Origin of the sequence: Arsenicicoccus sp. UBA7492, assembly GCF_002479615.1 — a bacterium.
Taxonomy (GTDB): Bacteria; Actinomycetota; Actinomycetes; order Actinomycetales; family Dermatophilaceae; genus Arsenicicoccus; species Arsenicicoccus bolidensis.
The window spans coordinates 143,302-159,929 of record NZ_DLOE01000043.1 but is presented as its reverse complement, the minus strand read 5'-3'; the positions used below and the strand labels follow the sequence as shown (position 1 = coordinate 159,929).

The 16,628-nt window shown below is 71.5% G+C and carries 10 protein-coding genes; 4 read left to right on the top strand and 6 right to left on the bottom strand.

What is annotated here, in order from left to right; translation table 11 throughout:
- The first annotated feature begins 249 nt into the window (after window positions 1-249).
- Window positions 250-540 (top strand): hypothetical protein, encoded by a 291-nt coding sequence (locus B4E97_RS13180; protein ID WP_019286942.1) that lies wholly within the window; start codon window positions 250-252, stop codon window positions 538-540.
- Between the two features lie 142 nt (window positions 541-682).
- On the top strand, window positions 683-2,029 hold the full coding sequence (locus tag B4E97_RS13175; protein ID WP_313534983.1) for an SLC13 family permease: 1,347 nt from the start codon (window positions 683-685) through the stop codon (window positions 2,027-2,029).
- A gap of 279 nt (window positions 2,030-2,308) precedes the next feature.
- On the opposite strand, the gene B4E97_RS13170 is transcribed toward B4E97_RS13175, so the two are convergent.
- The 4 genes from B4E97_RS13170 to B4E97_RS13155 form a co-directional block, all read right to left on the bottom strand.
- Window positions 2,309-2,938 carry a hypothetical protein gene (locus B4E97_RS13170; protein WP_029211054.1) on the bottom strand — a complete coding sequence of 210 codons (630 nt, stop codon included), beginning with the start codon at window positions 2,936-2,938 and terminating at the stop codon, window positions 2,309-2,311.
- A complete protein-coding gene (gene treZ, locus B4E97_RS13165) occupies window positions 2,935-4,713 on the bottom strand; it encodes a malto-oligosyltrehalose trehalohydrolase (RefSeq protein WP_286960165.1) in 1,779 nt (592 codons plus the stop codon). The genes B4E97_RS13170 and treZ overlap by 4 nt, the downstream gene beginning before the upstream one ends.
- A 56-nt stretch (window positions 4,714-4,769) precedes the next feature.
- A complete protein-coding gene (gene treY, locus B4E97_RS13160) occupies window positions 4,770-7,142 on the bottom strand; it encodes a malto-oligosyltrehalose synthase (RefSeq protein ID WP_286960163.1) in 2,373 nt (790 codons plus the stop codon).
- 155 nt (window positions 7,143-7,297) lie between these two features.
- A complete protein-coding gene (locus B4E97_RS13155; RefSeq protein WP_286960162.1) occupies window positions 7,298-9,901 on the bottom strand; it encodes a DEAD/DEAH box helicase in 2,604 nt (867 codons plus the stop codon).
- Between the two features lie 169 nt (window positions 9,902-10,070).
- Here B4E97_RS13155 and B4E97_RS13150 point away from each other — a divergent pair, with 169 nt between their 5' ends.
- Window positions 10,071-11,033: an L-lactate dehydrogenase gene (locus B4E97_RS13150; RefSeq protein WP_239261371.1), complete on the top strand. Its 963-nt coding sequence runs from the start codon at window positions 10,071-10,073 to the stop codon at window positions 11,031-11,033.
- Window positions 11,034-11,403: 370 nt separating this feature from the next.
- Here B4E97_RS13150 and ilvA read toward each other — a convergent pair whose 3' ends face one another.
- Both ilvA and B4E97_RS13140 read right to left on the bottom strand, forming a co-directional pair.
- Window positions 11,404-12,690, bottom strand: coding sequence for a threonine ammonia-lyase IlvA (ilvA, locus tag B4E97_RS13145; protein WP_286960161.1), 1,287 nt, complete (start codon window positions 12,688-12,690; stop codon window positions 11,404-11,406).
- A 281-nt stretch (window positions 12,691-12,971) separates the two neighbouring features.
- Window positions 12,972-14,162 (bottom strand): zinc-dependent alcohol dehydrogenase, encoded by a 1,191-nt coding sequence (locus tag B4E97_RS13140; protein ID WP_029211060.1) that lies wholly within the window; start codon window positions 14,160-14,162, stop codon window positions 12,972-12,974.
- A gap of 255 nt (window positions 14,163-14,417) precedes the next feature.
- Between B4E97_RS13140 and B4E97_RS13135 the strand changes: the two genes are divergently transcribed.
- On the top strand, window positions 14,418-16,592 hold the full coding sequence (locus B4E97_RS13135; protein WP_019286931.1) for a catalase: 2,175 nt from the start codon (window positions 14,418-14,420) through the stop codon (window positions 16,590-16,592).
- The last annotated feature ends 36 nt before the right edge of the window (window positions 16,593-16,628 follow it).

The following is a 16,628-nucleotide window of genomic DNA, read 5'->3' as shown; positions in this document are numbered from 1 at the left end:
CAATGGGCTCGGGTGAGTGACAGCCGCGTGAGGACCCGACGAGCTTGCGAGGAGGCCCGGAGCGCGGCGTGGAACGAACCCAATGGGCGCGGGTGAGTGACAGCGGGAGCGAGGCACGAAGGGGGCGGATGCGGCAGCATCCGCCCCCTTCGTCACGTTCCGGGGTGGTTGCGCAGCAATCGGTTAGGGCATTGGAGCGGACTCCTGGCCCCCTTGGCTACTGGCGGGTACGTAAGGCATCCTCGGATCATGAGCCTCACCGCCCGTTGGGCCTCCCGTCGTGAAACCACCGCGGCATCTGACCTTGCACCGATCATCGAGACGGAGCCGCGAGATCCCTCGCACGAGCCGACCTGGCACGTGATCGAGAACGGCAGCTTCTGCCACGGCGAGTGCCTCGAGTGCCGATGGCACGGTCCCGGGCGGCGGTCCAGGGGCAGCGCCCGCAAGGATGCCGAGCTGCACGCCCTGACCGGCTGCGGCGACGAGGCGCAGCTGCGAAGCCTGTTCCCGGCGGGCGCCTTCGAGGGCACCGCCTGATCACAGCTCGTATGGCGAAGGCCGCTACCCGCGTGGGTGGCGGCCTTCGCCATACGACCAGACGGGCACGACCCCCGACGAGCCGAACCGCGGCGTGGGTGCCATCCTGGACTCCCACGCGCCGGAGCCAAGGGGCTGACCAATGCTGATCGTCCTCCACACCACCATCGCCATCGTCCTGGTGATCCTGCTGATCATCAGGTTCAAGGTGGACCCGATCATCTCGCTGGTCCTGGCATCCCTCTATCTCGGCCTCGCGTCGGGCATCGGCTTCGGCAAGACGGTCGACGCCATCACGGGCGGTTTCGGCGACATCATGGCCAAGATCGGTCTGCTCATCGGCTTCGGGGTGCTGATGGGCGCCCTGCTGCACGCGATGGGGGCCTTCAAGACCATGGTCGAGGCGCTGGTCCGCGTGGTCCCACCCGGGAAGCTGCCGTATGCCCTGGCCATGGCGCTCGCGACGATCTTCCCCTCGATCTACGTCGACGTGCAGGTGGTCCTCGCCGCCCCCGTGGCCCGCTCGTCGGCGCCGTTCATCGGCAAGAGGGGGCTTCCGTTCCTGGCCGGCGCGCTGGGCACGGGCATCTTCTGCGGCTACGTCTTCGTGATCCCCGGACTCGCGGCGATCTCCATCGCCGGCCTGCTCAAGGTCCCGCTCGGCACCTACCTGCTCTACGGCATCGTCATCGGACCGCTGACGGCGCTGATCACGGTCTGGGTGTTCGGCCGGATGCTCGCGATGGGCTGGTGGAAGGCCGACCGGGACGAGGAGGAGTCCGAGGCGCTCACCGAGTCCGAGCAGGCCGACGACCACGTCGCGGCCGACCGCCGCCCCTCCCTGCTCCTGTCGCTGCTGCCGATCATCGTGCCGCTGCTGATGATCGCCTTCGGAGCGTTCGCCGAGCTGCTGGACTTCTCCAACGACGTCATCGCGTTCATCGGCGACGCGAACGTCGCGCTGTTCCTCGGTCTCGTCGGGGCCTACGTGATGGCGCGGCGGTTCATCGGGACGACCCAGACCAACGACGCCTTCGCCGACGGCCTCCACACCACGGGTGAGATCCTCCTGGTCACCGGCATCGGTGGCTCCCTCGGCGCGGTCATCAAGGCCACGGGCCTGGCCAAGGTGCTCGGCGGGCTCTTCTCGGTCAACGAGTCCGCGCCCGTGATCCTCAGCATCCTGCTGGCCTGGGTCATCGCGGCGGTCCTGCACCTGGCCATCGGATCGGTGTCGGTGGCGGCGATCACGGCGGCCGGGATCATCGCACCCATCCTCGGGTCGATCCAGGTCGAGCCCGTGGTGATCGGCCTGGCCATCGCCTCGGGGTCGTTGTTCGCGCTGCAGGTCAACAGCAACTTCTTCTGGATGTTCAAGTCCCTGCTGGGGCTGTCGACCCAGGGAAGCCTCAAGACCATGACCACCGTGACGACCATCGCGTCCATCGTGTCGCTGCCGCTCGCGATGGCCGCAGCCATCATCGCCTGACGGGCGGCGTCGGGGCAGACGTTGGAGGAGTGAGTACGCCGGGCCGGGAGCGCCTCTCGGCACGTGGCCGCTCGTAGCGGCTGAATTTGGGACCCGGGGCTACCGCGGCCCGGCGCCCTTCCATTGTAACGAGGGGCCCCCGGAGCGCGCACATCCAGCGATCCGCCAGTCCGTGCCTGCGCCCGTGCCCGTGCCCCAGCAGCACGCCAACATCGTGAGGGTTCGGTCCAAGAAGGGGGACGAAACACTCACGATCCTGGGGTGGGCGGGGGGTGCGGGTCAGGTCAGGTCGCCGGCTCGCCAGAGCCGGGCGCAGGACTCGAGGTCCTCCCCCGTCGCCAGGATCGACCCGGCCGAGCGGAGCCACTCCGCCGGCGACGTCACGGCCACCGCGTCGCTGCGGTGGGCACGGCCCGAGGCGACGACCCGGCAGAAGGCGCCGGCGCGCTCCAGCGCCACGTCGAGCTCGCCGTCGTAGACGCCGGTGAGGATCGCGTCGGCGAGGCCGCGGATCTCGTCGGGTCCGGGCGGCTCGGCCGCGCCCGCGACGGCGTGCAGGACCACGGCGTGCGGCATACCGGCCTGGTAGTCCGACGAGGCCCCCTCGGGGTCGCGGCGCACCCACTCGCGCAGGGCGTAGAGCCGCCACAGGGCGCCGGGCAGGGAGCGCGCCGGGAGCTGCGCCCACAGCTCGGCCAGGGTGCTGAGGCCGATGTCCTCGACCAGGGTGACGAGGCGGGCCGTGACCTCGGGGTCCTCCGAGGCACGACCCGTGTGCACCAGCACCTGGGCCGTCTCGTGGGCGATCTCGGACACGACGGCGGGGTCGGGCAGCTGCCCGCCGTAGGCCTCCATCGCCTCCGGCGAGTAGAACGCCGGGCGGCGAGGAGGCGTGCGCCGGTCGGTCATCGGGGGCCGATCACGAGGGCACCCGGTCCGTCGAGGTGGACGACCCCTTCGGTCCCACCGGAACCGGCAGTGTCAGCGGCAGACGCGTGAACGGCGTCATTCCACGAGGCGACGACCCGGCCGCCGTCGAGGGGGACGTCCAGCGGGCCGTCCCCGAGGTGGGCGACGACGCGGTGGGCGCCGCGGTGCAGCACGGCCGTGCGGCCCTGGGCGTCCCAGTCGAGCGACACCTGGTCCATGGCGGCGGAGCGCAGGTCGGGGACGTCGCGGCGCAGGCGCAGCAGCGTGCGGTACCAGTCGAGCATGCGGGCGTGGATGCCCTGGTCGAGCTTGGTCCAGTCGAGGCGGGAGGCCTCGACGGTGCCGGCGGCCTGCGGGTCGGGGACCTCGTCGGCGCCCCAGCCGTGCGAGGCGAACTCGGCGGCGCGGCCGTTGCGGATGGCCTCGACGAGCGTCTCGTCCTGGTGGTCGGTGAAGTACTGCCAGGGGGTGCTCGCAGCCCACTCCTCGCCCATGAACAGCATGGGCGTGAACGGCGAGGTGAGCAGCAGCGCGGCGCCGGCGGCGAGGCGTCCCGGGTCGGTGCCCATGGACAGGCGGTCGCCGACGGCCCGGTTGCCGACCTGGTCGTGGGTCTGCAGCGACGCGACGAAGCGCCACCCGGGCACGGTCGCGCGGTCGATCGGTCGCCCGTGCACGCGCCCGCGGAAGGTCGAGTAGCTGCCGTCGTGGTAGAACGCGCCGGTGAAGACCTTGGGCAGGGCGTCCGGGGACGCGAAGTCGGCGTAGTAGCCGTCGGTCTCGCCGGTCAGGGCGACGTGCAGGGCGTGGTGGATGTCGTCGGTCCACTGGCCGTGGATGCCGATGCCGGCCGCGACCGCCCCCTCGCCGCGCGGCGTCGTCGTGCGGGCGTCGTTGCGGTCGTCCTCGGCGATGAGGGTGAGCGGGCGACCCACCTCGGCCGAGAGCTCGTCGGCGGTCCGCGCCATCTCCTCCAGGATCGGCAGCGCCCGGTCGTCGATCAGCGCGTGCACGGCGTCGAGGCGCAGCGCGTCGACGTGGAAGTCGCGCAGCCAGGTCGAGACGTTGTCGAGCAGGTAGCGGCGCACCTCGTCGCTGCCCGGTCCGTCGAGGTTGACCGCGGCTCCCCAGGGCGTGTGGTGCGCCTCGGTGAAGTACGGCCCGAACTCGCGCAGGTAGTTGCCGTCCGGCCCGAAGTGGTTGTAGACGACGTCGAGCGCGACGGCGAGGCCCTTGCCGTGCGCCGCGTCGACGAAGCGCTGGAGGCCCGCCGGGCCGCCATACGGCTCGTGAACGGCGAAGAGCGCCACCCCGTCGTAGCCCCAGTTGTGCACGCCGGGGAAGGACGCCACGGGCATCAGCTCGACGGTGGTGACGCCGAGGTCGACCAGGTGGTCGAGGCGCCCGATCGCCGCGTCGAAGGTGCCCTCGGGGGTGAACGTGCCGACGTGCAGCTCGTAGATCACCGAGCCCTCGAGGGGCTGCCCGGCCCAGTCCTGGTCGGTCCAGGCGAAGGTCGTCGGGTCGTAGGGGGTGGTGAGGCCGTGCGGGCCGTCGACGAGACGGCGGCCCCGCGGGTCCGGGCGCGGGTCGCCACCGTCGAGGCAGTAGCCGTAGGGGGCGTCGGCCGCGACGGCGTCCGTCTCGAGGTGCCACCAGCCGCCCTCGCCCCTGGTCATGGGCAGGCGCTGGTCCTCGACGGCGACCTCGACGAGGTCGGTGGCCGCGGGGGCCCAGAGCGTGTATGACGTCACAACGGTGCCTTTCGGGGGTGAGGCGGGGGTGTCGGGGAGGTGAGGTGAGGTGGGCGTCAGGAGCGGACCAGCAGGGCGACCGGCCGCTCGGTCAGCACGTCGGCCACGAGGACCTCGCCCGTCGCGGGCACGGTGATCTCGCGGCCCGTGAGCCGGTCGGTCCACGTCCCGGTCGGCAGCACGACCCGGGCGTCGCCGAAGCCGCCCTCGCGGGCGAGACGGTGCGGTGCGCGGGTCACGATCGTCGCGACGGACGCGGCCCGGATGAAGCCGATCGCGTGCTCGGTGGTCGTGGTCAGCGGGACGTAGAGGCCGGCCACGCCGAACGCGTCCGGCCGCTCGCGGCGCAGGCGCAGCGCGGCGGAGGACACGAGGAGCTTCTCGGCGGCGAGGGTGTCGGCGGGGGCTCCCGCGTCGAGCCGCGCGAGGCTCTGCTCCAGGCCGTCGTAGTCGACCGGCCGGCGGTTGTCGGGGTCGACGAGGGACCGGTTGACGGTCTCGCAGCCCTGGTAGACGTCGGGGACGCCGGGCATGGTCAGCTGCAGGAGCTTGGCGCCGAGGACGAGGGCGCGGATGGACTCGGCGTGGCTGTCCCACAGCGAGACGAGGGCGTCGTGCCGCTCCCCCGCCCGCAGGGCCTTGTCCGCGAACTCCAGGACGCGTGCCTCGTAGTCCTCGTCGCCGTCGACCCAGGCGGTGTGCTGCTTGGCCTCGCGGACCGCCTTGAGCAGGTAGCCGTTGAGCCGCTCGGGGTCGATGAGGCCGACGCCGGCGATGGTCTGCCAGATGAGATGGGCCGTGGGCTTGTCGATGCCGAGCTCGGTCGCCGCCGACCGGAAGCGCATCGACAGCTCCTTCCACGCGACCGGGTCGCCCGCGATGGCCAGGACGAAGGCGCGGGTGTCCTCGCTGCGCTTGGTGTCGTGGGTCGACAGCGTGGTCATCCCGAGCGGCCAGTAGCGCCGCTGGTGCAGCGCCCACTCGTGCAGCGCCGCGGGCGAGGCGGTCTCGAGCGCGCCGGGGTCGCCGCCGACCTCGTTGAGGGCGATGAGGCGGTGCCAGCGGTAGAAGGTGGTGTCCTCGATCCCCTTGGCCATCACCGGTCCCCACGTCTGCTGCAGACGCACCGCGAAGTCGACCGCGTTGGCGTCGGCCTCCTCGGCGGTCGCCAGCTCGTGCAGCTGCGCGAGCTCGGCCTCCAGGTCGGGGCGGGCGGCCACGGCTCCGTCATACGCCACCTGCAGCCGGCGACGGGCCAGGGGCGAGAGACGCTGGTCGGGCTGGATGTAGGCGCGGTAGACCTCGCCGGCGACGAGCAGCTCCACCACGGCGAGCTGCAGCCGGGTCGGGTCCGCCTCGGGCAGGGCCTCGCGGGCGCGGCGGACGAGCCGCTCGACCTCGGGGCCGAGCAGCTCCTCGACGACCTGGCGCTTGGCCTTGGTGACGTCGCGCTCGACGTCGAGGCGGCCGCCGCAGGCCTCCCACTGGGCGGTCAGCTCGGGCTCGGACGCCGGGTCGACCAGCGCGGTCTGGACCGCGAGCATCGCGTCGTAGCCGGTCGTGCCGTCGCAGGCCCAGTCGCGCGGCAGGCGCTCGTGGCCCTCCAGGATCTTTTCGACCCAGATGATCGTGTCCTCGCGGGACCGCGTGCGCAGTCGGTCGAGGTAGCCCGCCGGGTCGGCCAGGCCGTCCGGGTGGTCGATGCGGAAGCCGTCGATCAGGCCGCGGTGGTTGAGGTCGAGCAGCAGCGCGTGCGTCTCGTCGAAGACGTCGTCCTCCTCGACGCGGACGGCGATGAGCTCGTCGACGTCGAAGAAGCGGCGGTAGTTGAGGATCGACTCCTTCTGCCGCCAGGACGCGAGCTGGTAGTGCTGGCGCGCGAGCACAGCCTCGACGTCGTTGCTCTCGGTGCCGACGGCGATCGGGAAGACGTGCTCGAAGTAGCGGATGACCGGCTGGCCGTCCTCGAGCTCGTCGATGGTGAGGTCGCCGGCCTGGATGGTGCTGACCAGCGTGTCGCCGAGGATCGGCAGGCCGAGCCGCCCGCCGCCGGACTTCCAGTCGATGTCGAACCAGTGGGCGGTCGGCGCGTCACGACCGTCCTTGAGCACCTGCCACAGCGGCCGGTTGAGGTTCTCCGGGGCGACCAGCGCCATGTGGTTGGGGACGACGTCGACCACGATGCCCAGGCCGTGCTCGTGCGCCACCGCCGCGAGCCGCTCGAAGCCCTCGAGCCCGCCCAGGTCCTGGCTCAGCTCGGAGTGGTCCTGCACGTCGTAGCCGTGCTGGCTGCCCGTGACCGCGCGCAGGATCGGCGACAGGTAGAGGTGGGAGATGCCGAGGTCCGCGAGGTAGGGGACGCGCGCCGCGGCGTCGTCGAACGTGAACTCGTGGTGCATCTGCAGGCGGTAGGTCGCCGTCACGGTCATGGAGGGGTGCACTCCCTGGGAGCTGGTGGTGTGGTGATGGGGATCCGCGCCGGTGCGGCCGGTCCAGTCTCCCAAGGATCCGGCCGTATGGCGAAGTTGCGCCCGCCCCCGTCCAGGGTCACCGTCACCGGCGCCGGCGCCCACCCGCAGCCGGGTCAGGTCTTGTCGAGGTTGGTGGTGATCAGGACCAGCTCGCCGGTCTCGTCGGTCGCGTCGAGGTCGACCTCGGCCTGGATCCGCCAGTCGTGGTCGCCCTCGGGGTCGTCGAGGATCTGGTCGACGAGCCAGCGCCCCGGCTCCTTGGTCACCATCAGCAGGGCCGGACCACGGGCGTCGGGCCCCGTGCCGATCGCGTCGTACTCGGCATACAGGTCCTCGATCGCCTCCTGCCAGAGCTCGGCGTCCATGGGCTCGACGTCGACGGGGTCGAGGTCGGCGTCGGCGCGGGCCTGCTTGGCCACGGCGTAGGCCGCCGCGTCGAGCTCGCCGAGGTCGTTCCAGCGGCGCAGCGCCAGGAGCTCGACCTTGCGGAACATGGCGGTGCGCACCATGACTCGCAGCGCGCGCTCGTTGGCGGACAGGGGCCGAGCGCCACCGGGCAAGGGCGTCGAGAGGGCGTCGAGGGCAGCCTGCGACAGCGGCTCGTCCTCGCCGCTCGTGAGCTGCTCCCACTCCTCCAGCAGCGAGGAGTCGGTCTGGCGCACGACCTCGCCGAGCCACTCGATCAGGTCCTCGAGCTCGACCGTGCGATAGCTCGCGGGGACGGTCTGGCGCAGCGCCTTGTAGGCGTCGGAGAGGTAGCGCAGCACCATGCCCTCGCCGCGGGCGAGGTTGTAGAAGGCGACGAACTCGCCGAAGGTCATGGCGCGTTCGTAGAGATCGCGGACGACGGTCTTGGGCGACAGGTCGTCCTCGCTGATCCACGGGTGCGAGCGGCGATAGGTCTCCAGGGCGGCCAGCAGCAGCTCCTCGAGCGGCTTGGGCCAGGTGACCTCCTCCAGCAGCTCCATGCGCTCGTCGTACTCGATGCCGTCCATCTTCATCTCGGCGACGGCCTCGCCACGCGCCTTGAACTGCTGGGCCATGAGCACGCCGCGGGGGTCGTCCAGGGTGGCCTCGATGATCGACAGAACGTCCAGCGCATAGGTCGGGCTCTCGGGGTCCAGCAGCTCGAACGCCGCCAGCGCGAAGGTCGACAGCGGCTGGTTGAGGGCGAACCCGCGCTGCAGGTCGTCGGTCAGCACCACCTGGCGACCGGTCTCGTCGGGCTCGTCGAGCTGGGCCACGACGCCCGCGTCGCGCAGCGAGCGATAGATCTCGATCGCCCTGCGCTGCAGGCGAGCCCGTCGTCGGTCGTCCTCGTGGTTGTCCCGCAGCAGGTCCCGTATGACGGGGAAGGGGTCGCCCTCACGCTGGATCACGTTGAGCAGCATGGAGTGCGTGACCTGCATGCGGGACTGGAGCGCCTCCGGCTCGGCGGCGGTGATGCGCTCGAACTGGTCCTCGGTCCAGCTGACCTGACCCTCAGGAGCCTTCTTGCGCTGGACCTTTCGCTGCTTCTTGGGGTCGTCGCCGGCCTTGAGCAGGGCGCGGTGGTTGTCGATCACGTGGTCCGGCGCCTGGACGACGACGGTGCCCGCCGTGTCGTAGCCCGCTCGCCCGGCCCGCCCCGCGATCTGGTGGAACTCGCGCGCCTTGAGCGGCCGCTGACGCGTGCCGTCGAACTTGGTCAGGCCGGTCATGAGCACCGTCCGGATCGGGACGTTGATGCCGACGCCCAGGGTGTCGGTGCCGCAGATGACCTTGAGGAGTCCTTGCTGCGCCAGGGTCTCGACGAGGCGGCGGTACTTGGGGAGCATGCCGGCGTGGTGCACGCCGATGCCATGGCGGACGAGGCGCTGCAGCGTCGCCCCGAAGCCCTTGGCGAAGCGAAAACCCTTGAGCTCCGCAGCGATCGCCTGCTTCTCCTCCTTGGTGCACATGTTGACCGACATGAGCGCCTGGGCCCGCTCGAGGGCCGCCGCCTGGGTGAAGTGCACGACGTAGACCGGCGCCTCCTTGGCCAGCAGCAGGTCCTCGATCGTCTCGTGCACCGGGGTCAGGACCCACTTGTAGGACAACGGGATCGGCCGCGTGGCGCTCGAGACGACGGCGATGTCGCGGCCCGTGCGGCGGGCCAGGTCCTCCTCGAAGAAGGACGTGTCGCCGAGCGTCGCGCTCATCAGCAGGAACTGCGCCTGGGGCAGGGTCAGCAGCGGCACCTGCCACGCCCAGCCGCGCTCTGGCTCGCTGTAGAAGTGGAACTCGTCCATCACGACCTGACCGATGTCGGCCCGATCCCCTTGGCGCAGAGCGATGTTGGCGAGCACCTCGGCCGTGCAGCAGATGATCGGGGCGTGCGAGTTGACCGCCGCGTCACCGGTCATCATGCCGACGTTCTCGGCGCCGAAGGCGTCGCACAGGGCGAAGAACTTCTCGCTCACCAGGGCCTTGATCGGCGCTGTGTAGTAGGTGCGCACGCCCTGGGCCAGGGCCATGAGGTGAGCGCCCAGCGCCACCATGGACTTCCCCGACCCCGTCGGCGTCGCCAGGATGACGTTGGCCCCCGTCGCCAGCTCCAGCAGTGCCTCGTCCTGCGCGGGGTACAGCTCGATCCCCCGCTCCAGCGTCCAGTCGACGAAGGTCGAGTAGACCGCGTCCGCGTCGTAGGCGTCGGCGGTGCGGTCGGCAGGGGGCGGGAGCAGGTCGGTGAGCGTCATCGTGGACCCATCGTCCCAGATCGGACGGGCGCGACCCCCACGCGCGAGCGCCCGGCATACGGCCGGCACGGCACGACCACCGGGCGTGGCGGGGATCCGAGCAGGCTGCGCGACCACGGACCATCCGCCCTAGGCTGAGGTCGCACCGACCTCGACCTGGGAGCCCACGATGAAGTACGTCCCCAACAAGATCGTCCTCGTCGGCACGGGCGCCGTCGGCATGGCCTACGCCTATGCCCTGGTCAACCAGGGGATCTGCGAGGAGCTCGTGCTCATCGACCTCAACGAAGCCAAGTCGCGCGCCGACGTCCTCGACCTCAACCACGGCGAGGCCTGGGCCCCGAGCCCGGTGCAGGTGAGCTTCGGCAGCTATGCCGACTGCCAGGACGCCGCGATGGTCGTGATCTGCGCCGGCGCCGCCCAGAAGCCCGGCGAGACGCGGCTCGACATCGCCGACATCAACCTGCGGATCTTTCGCGAGATCGTGCAGCGCGTGACCGCGTCCGGCTTCGACGGGATCTATCTCGTTGCGACCAACCCGGTGGACGTGCTGACCTATGCCACCTGGCGGTTCAGCGGCCTGCCGCCCGAGCAGGTCATCGGCTCGGGCACGACGCTGGACACCGCGCGGCTGCGCTACCACCTCGGCGAGTTCTTCGAGGTGAGCACGTCCAACGTGCACGCCCTGATCATCGGCGAGCACGGCGACTCCGAGCTCCCCGCCTGGAGCGCGGCCTCGGTCGCCGGCCGCTCGATCAGCAAGCGGATCGCCGCCGACCCGGGGCTTCGCGACGAGCTCGACGCGATCTTCCAGCGCACCCGGGACGCGGCCTACCAGATCATCGACGCCAAGGGCTCGACCAGCTATGGCATCGGGATGTCCCTGGCCCGCATCACCCGCGCCATCCTCAAGAACGAGAAGTCCACCCTGCCCGTCAGCACGCTCCTGCGTGGCGAGTACGGCCACGAGGACGTCTGCGTCGGCGTCCCCGCGATCCTGAGCCGCGGCGGCGCCAAGCACGTCGTCGAGCTGGACCTGGACGAGGAGGAGCAGGCGGCGTTCGACGCGAGCGTGGCGACGCTGCAAGGCTTCCGCGAGCGCGTCGACGCGCTCGCGACCTCTCTCGGGTAGCGCCCGCCTGCAGGGTTGGCCGCCAGGGCGATGCCGGGCCGAGCGGTATGCCGGGAGCGCCCGCCGCCTGGCGGTGGTCGGCGTGAGGGCGCGCGGTCCGGCATACGAGCACGTCCGCCACGATCCCGTCTCGGCGACTGCCCCGGTCTGCGTGGCCGCACTCCGTCTCCGGCGGCGCTCCCCGTCTCGAGCTGCAGCCGGAGACCGGAGCCGCTGGTCGAGACGGGAGACGCACCCCCAGACGGACGGCGCAGACCTACCGGGGGCCGGATCATCAGCCTGGCGAACGAAGCCCGGCCGATGCCCCTACCCCCGGCGGGATCATCAGCCTGGCGAACGAGGCCCGGCTGATGCCCCTACCCCCGGTGGGTCAGACGAGGAAGCGGTAAAAGGGGCTGTCGGGGTCGACGCGCTCCACCCGGATCGGGCTCTCCTCCAAGCGTTGCAGCAGCCCGCCGAGGTCCGACGGCCGCCCGAGCTCGATGCCCACCAGCGCAGGACCGATCTCGCGGTTGGAGCGCTTGACGTACTCGAACAGCGCGATGTCGTCGTCGGGCCCGAGCACCTCGTCGAGGAAACGCCGCAGGGCGCCCGGCTCCTGCGGGAAGTTCACCAGGAAGTAGTGCTTGCGGCCCTCGTACACCAGGGAGCGCTCCACGATCTCGCTGTAGCGCGAGACGTCGTTGTTGCCGCCCGACACGATCACCACCACCGACGAGCCCGGCTCCACGTGGACGATCTCCTCGCGGTCACCCCCACCGAGCGCCGCCGCCGCGAGCGCCCCGGCGGGCTCGGCGATGATCCCGTCGACCTGGTAGAGGTCGAGCATCTCGGTGCAGATCTTGCCCTCGGGCACCTGCACGAGCTCGGCGCGGCCGGCCTCGACGGCGTCGCGCGCGATCGGATAGGTGACGTCCCCCGCCCGGCGCACGGCCGCGCCGTCCACGAAGGAGTCGATGGCGGGCAGGGCGATCGGCTCGCCGGCCGAGAGGGCCGCGGCGAGGCACGCGGCACCGGAGGGCTCGACGCCGACGACGCGCGTCGACGGCGCGTGCTCGGCGACCCAGGTCAGGCAGCCCGCGAGCATGCCGCCGCCACCCACCGGCACGACCAGCACGTCGGGGGCGTGCCCCAGCTGCGCGACGATCTCGGGCACGACGGTGCCCTGGCCGACGAGGGTCCGCGGGTCGTCGAACGCCGGCACCAGGGTCGCCCCCGTGACCGTGGCCTCGACCGCCGCCGCACCCGCCGCCTCGTCGTAGGTGTCGCCCGTGACGACCAGCTCGACCGCGTCGCCGCCGAGGGCGAGCATCCGGTCGCGCTTCTGCCGGGGCGTGGTGCTGGGGACGAAGATCCTGGCCCGGATGCCGAGCCGGCGGCACGCGAAGGCGACGCCCTGACCGTGGTTGCCGGCGCTCGCGCAGATGACCCCGGCGGCCCGCTGCGCGGCGTCGAGCTGCGACACGAGGTTGTAGGCCCCGCGCAGCTTGTAGGACCGCACGGGCTGCAGGTCCTCGCGCTTGAGCCAGACTTCCGCGCCGGTGCGGTCGCTCAGCCGCTCGTTGCGCTGCAGCTCCGTGGTCCGGACGACGCCCGCGAGCCGTGCGGCCGCTGCCTCGACGGCGGCGGCGGAGACGACGGGCAGCGCGGTGGTCATGGGCTCACCATGGCGCGCGCCTCTCGTCAGGCGGACCACCATCCCGTATGCCGGAACCTCCGCCTCCCCCACGCTGTCACGCTTGGATAACGCCTCGCGCGTGCAGGTAGGCCACCTGGGGGAATGAGCGAGAAAGCCCCTGGCTTTGGGCAACCTCTACGACCGACGCTACGTCTGCAAGGTGTGTGAGCGGACGAGGGGGAGGCTCACACGCACCGCGAGGCGGTGCTGACGGACTTGGGGGTCGTCAGCACCGCCTCGGCGTGCGTCCGGGTCAGCCCTCAGGCGCCGGGCTTGAGGACCACCTTGATGCAGCCGTCCTGCTTCTTCTGGAAGGTCTCGTAGGCGCCGGGCGCCTCGTCCAGCGACAGTCGGTGGGTCGCGAGCGTCTCGGTGCCGAACACGTCCCCGTCCTGACGGACGAGCTCGAGCAGCTCGTCGGTCCACCGGCGGACGTTGCACTGGCCCATCCGGATCGTGAGGTTCTTGTCAAACATCGTCAACATCGGCATGGGGTCGGCCGCCCCGCCATACACCCCGACGACCGAGACCGTGCCGCCCCGCCGCACCGCCTCGAAGCTGCCGTGCAGCGCCGCGAGCTGGTCGAAGCCCACCGTCTCGATCATCGGCTTGGCCAGCGCCTTGGGCAGCCGCGGCACGACGTCGAAGGCGGTCTTGCCGGCCGGGGAGCCGTGCGCCTCCATGCCGACGGCCTCGATGACCGAGTCGGCGCCCCGGCCGCCGGTCATCTCGCGGATGGCCTCGGCGGGGTCGTCCACCTCGCGCATGTCGACGGTCTCGACGCCGAAGCCGCGCGCCATCGCCAGCCGCTCGTCCACCCGGTCGACGCCGATCACGCGGCCGGCGCCGAGCTGCAGGGCGCTGCGGGTGGCGAGCTGGCCGACCGGGCCGAGGCCGTAGACCGCGACGGTCGAGCCCGGCTCGATGTCGGCGTACTTCGCGGCCTGCCACGCCGTGGGAAGGATGTCGGACAGGTAGAGGTAGCGCTCGTCGCTGCCCTCCTCGGGCACGACGACCGGGCCGTACTGGGCCTGCGGGACCCGGACGTACTCCGCCTGGCCGCCGGGGACGGCGCCATACATGCTCGTGAAGCCGAACAGCGCCGCTCCCTTGTCCTGGTCCTTGACCTGGGTGGTCTCGCACTGGGACTGCTTGCCGATCGAGCACATGAAGCAGTGGCCGCAGGAGATGTTGAACGGCACGACGACCCGGTCGCCCACCCTGAGCGAGCCAGCCTGGGAGCCGACCTCCTCGACGATCCCCATGAACTCGTGCCCGAGCACGTCACCGCGCTGGAGGAAGGGCGCCAGCACGCGGTAGAGGTGCAGGTCCGAGCCGCAGATGGCGGTGGACGTGACGCGGACAATGGCGTCGGTGGGCTGCTCGATCCGGGGGTCGGGCACCTCCTCGACCGCGACCTTCTCGACGCCCTGCCAGGTCAATGCCTTCACGATGGTGGTCCTTCCGCTTACGGGCCGAGCGACGGTGTGCCGGGGCCCTCCCCGGTGACGTACCCGCGGCGGATCGGCTGCAAACCCGTGGGACCGTTGTCACCGGCGACCCGCCGCAGACAGCCCTGCGGGGATAGCCCCGCCCCCCGACGGGTACGAGAGCACGGAGCCGGGCGCCAAGACGCGTGCACCCCCCGGCCAGGCATGTCACACCACGTCGCCCCGTCCCCCGGAGGCGACCGTCAAGGAGGACCGATGTCGCACGACACTTCTTACACGCCGCCCCTGGAGGAGCCCACGGACCCCCGCGGCCCGCTGCCCCCCACGCCCGACACGCGCGCCCCCGAGATGCGGACGGCCACCGGCGCCGAGGCCAGCAAGGACCCCAACGCCCGCGCCCAGCAGGGCGACTACCTGACCACCGCCGTGGGTCGGCGGGTCCCCGACACGGACCACTCGCTGCGCGCCGGCGACCGGGGCCCGACGCTCCTGCAGGACCACCACCTGCGGGAGAAGATCACGCACTTCGACCACGAGCGCATCCCGGAGCGTGTGGTCCACGCCCGCGGCACCGGCGCGCACGGCACCTTCACGGCCTACGGCTCCGCCGAGAGCATCACCCGCGCGGCCTTCCTCAAGAAGGGCGTCGAGACGCCGGTCTTCCTGCGCTTCTCCACGGTCCTCGGCTCGCGGGGCTCTGCGGACACCCCGCGCGACACCCGCGGCTTCGCCGTGAAGTTCTACACCTCCGAGGGCAACTTCGACCTCGTCGGCAACAACATCCCCGTCTTCTTCATCCAGGACGGCATCAAGTTCCCCGACATCGTCCACGCGGCCAAGCCCGAGCCGGACCGTGAGATCCCGCAGGCCGCGAGCGCCCACGACACCTTCTGGGACTTCGTGTCGCTGCACACCGAGGCCCAGCACCACACGCTGTGGAACATGTCCGACCGGGGGCTGCCGCTGTCCCTGCGCACGATGGAGGGCTTCGGCGTCCACACCTTCCGCGTCATCGACGAGGCGGGCGCGACCAAGTTGGTCAAGTGGCACTGGAAGCCCAAGGCCGGCGTCCACTCCACCCTCTGGGAGGAGGCGCAGCTCATCATGGGCGGCGACCCCGACTTCCAGCGCCGCGACCTGTACGACGCCATCGAGGGCGGTCACCTCCCGCAGTGGGAGCTGGGCGTCCAGGTCTTCGACGACACCGAGGACCAGATGTTCTCCGGCATCGACCTGCTCGACCCCACCAAGCTGGTCCCCGAGGAGCTCGCCCCCGTGCAGCCGGTCGGCCTGCTGACCCTGGACGCCAACCCGACGAACTTCTTCGCCGAGGTCGAGCAGGTCATGTTCAACCCCGGCCACCTGGTGCCGGGCATCGACGTCGTCAACGACGCCCTCCTGCAGGCCCGCCTGTTCTCCTACGTGGACACGCAGATCACGCGCCTCGGCGGCCCGAACTTCCAGCAGCTGCCGATCAACCGCCCGCACGTCGATGTCAACGACAACCAGCGGGACGGATTCCACCAGCACGCCGTCCACGCGGGCGTCGCGCCCTACCGCCCCAACTCCCTCGGCGCGGGCAATCCCTTCCCCGCGCCCGCCGAGCAGGGCGGCTTCGTGGACCACCCCGCCGTCGTCGCGGCCTCGCAGACGGTCCGGGCGGTCCCGGCGTCGTTCGCGGACCACTACTCCCAGGCCCGGATGTTCTACCGCTCGATGACGCCGGTCGAGAAGGACCACATCGTCTCGGCCTACACCTTCGAGCTCGGCAAGTGCACGGTGCCGGTCGTCCGGGAGCGCCAGCTGCAGTGCCTGGCCAACATCGACGCCGACCTGTGCGCCGCGGTCGCCAAGGGCCTCGGCCTGCCGGCGCCCGAGGCCACGGAGAAGGTCGCCGACGTGGAGCCCAGCCCCGCCCTGTCCCAGGTCGGCAAGCCGTTCCCCGTCGACGGGCGCAAGGTCGGGATCGTGTGCGACGAGCAGAGCGACGACGCCACGGTCACGGCCCTGGTCAAGGCCGTGGAGAAGGCCTCGATGGTGCCCTTCGTCGTCGGCCCGCACGGCGGCCAGGTCGGGTCGGTCGAGGTCGACAAGACCTTTGCCACCGCCCGGTCGGTGGAGTTCGACGCCATCGTCCTGGCCGGGCAGATCGCCCCGGCGCCGGACGCCGTGCCGTCGTACGACGCCCGCAACGGCGACCAGGCCGCCCTGGGCACCCAGACCGACCCGCGCATCGCGCTGATGCTCGGCGAGGCCTTCCGCCACTGCAAGGCGATCGGCGCGGTCTCCGCGGAGGCGATCACCTCGGCGGGTCTGCCCGCCGACGCCAAGGGGGTCGTGGTGGCCGACGGCGCCGCGATCATCGACCAGGTGGCCGAGCTCCTGACGCTGCACCGCGTCTGGGACCGCTACCCGACCGTGTCGAAGTGACCGACGCTGTCGACGTGACCGCCGGCCGCGGCTGAC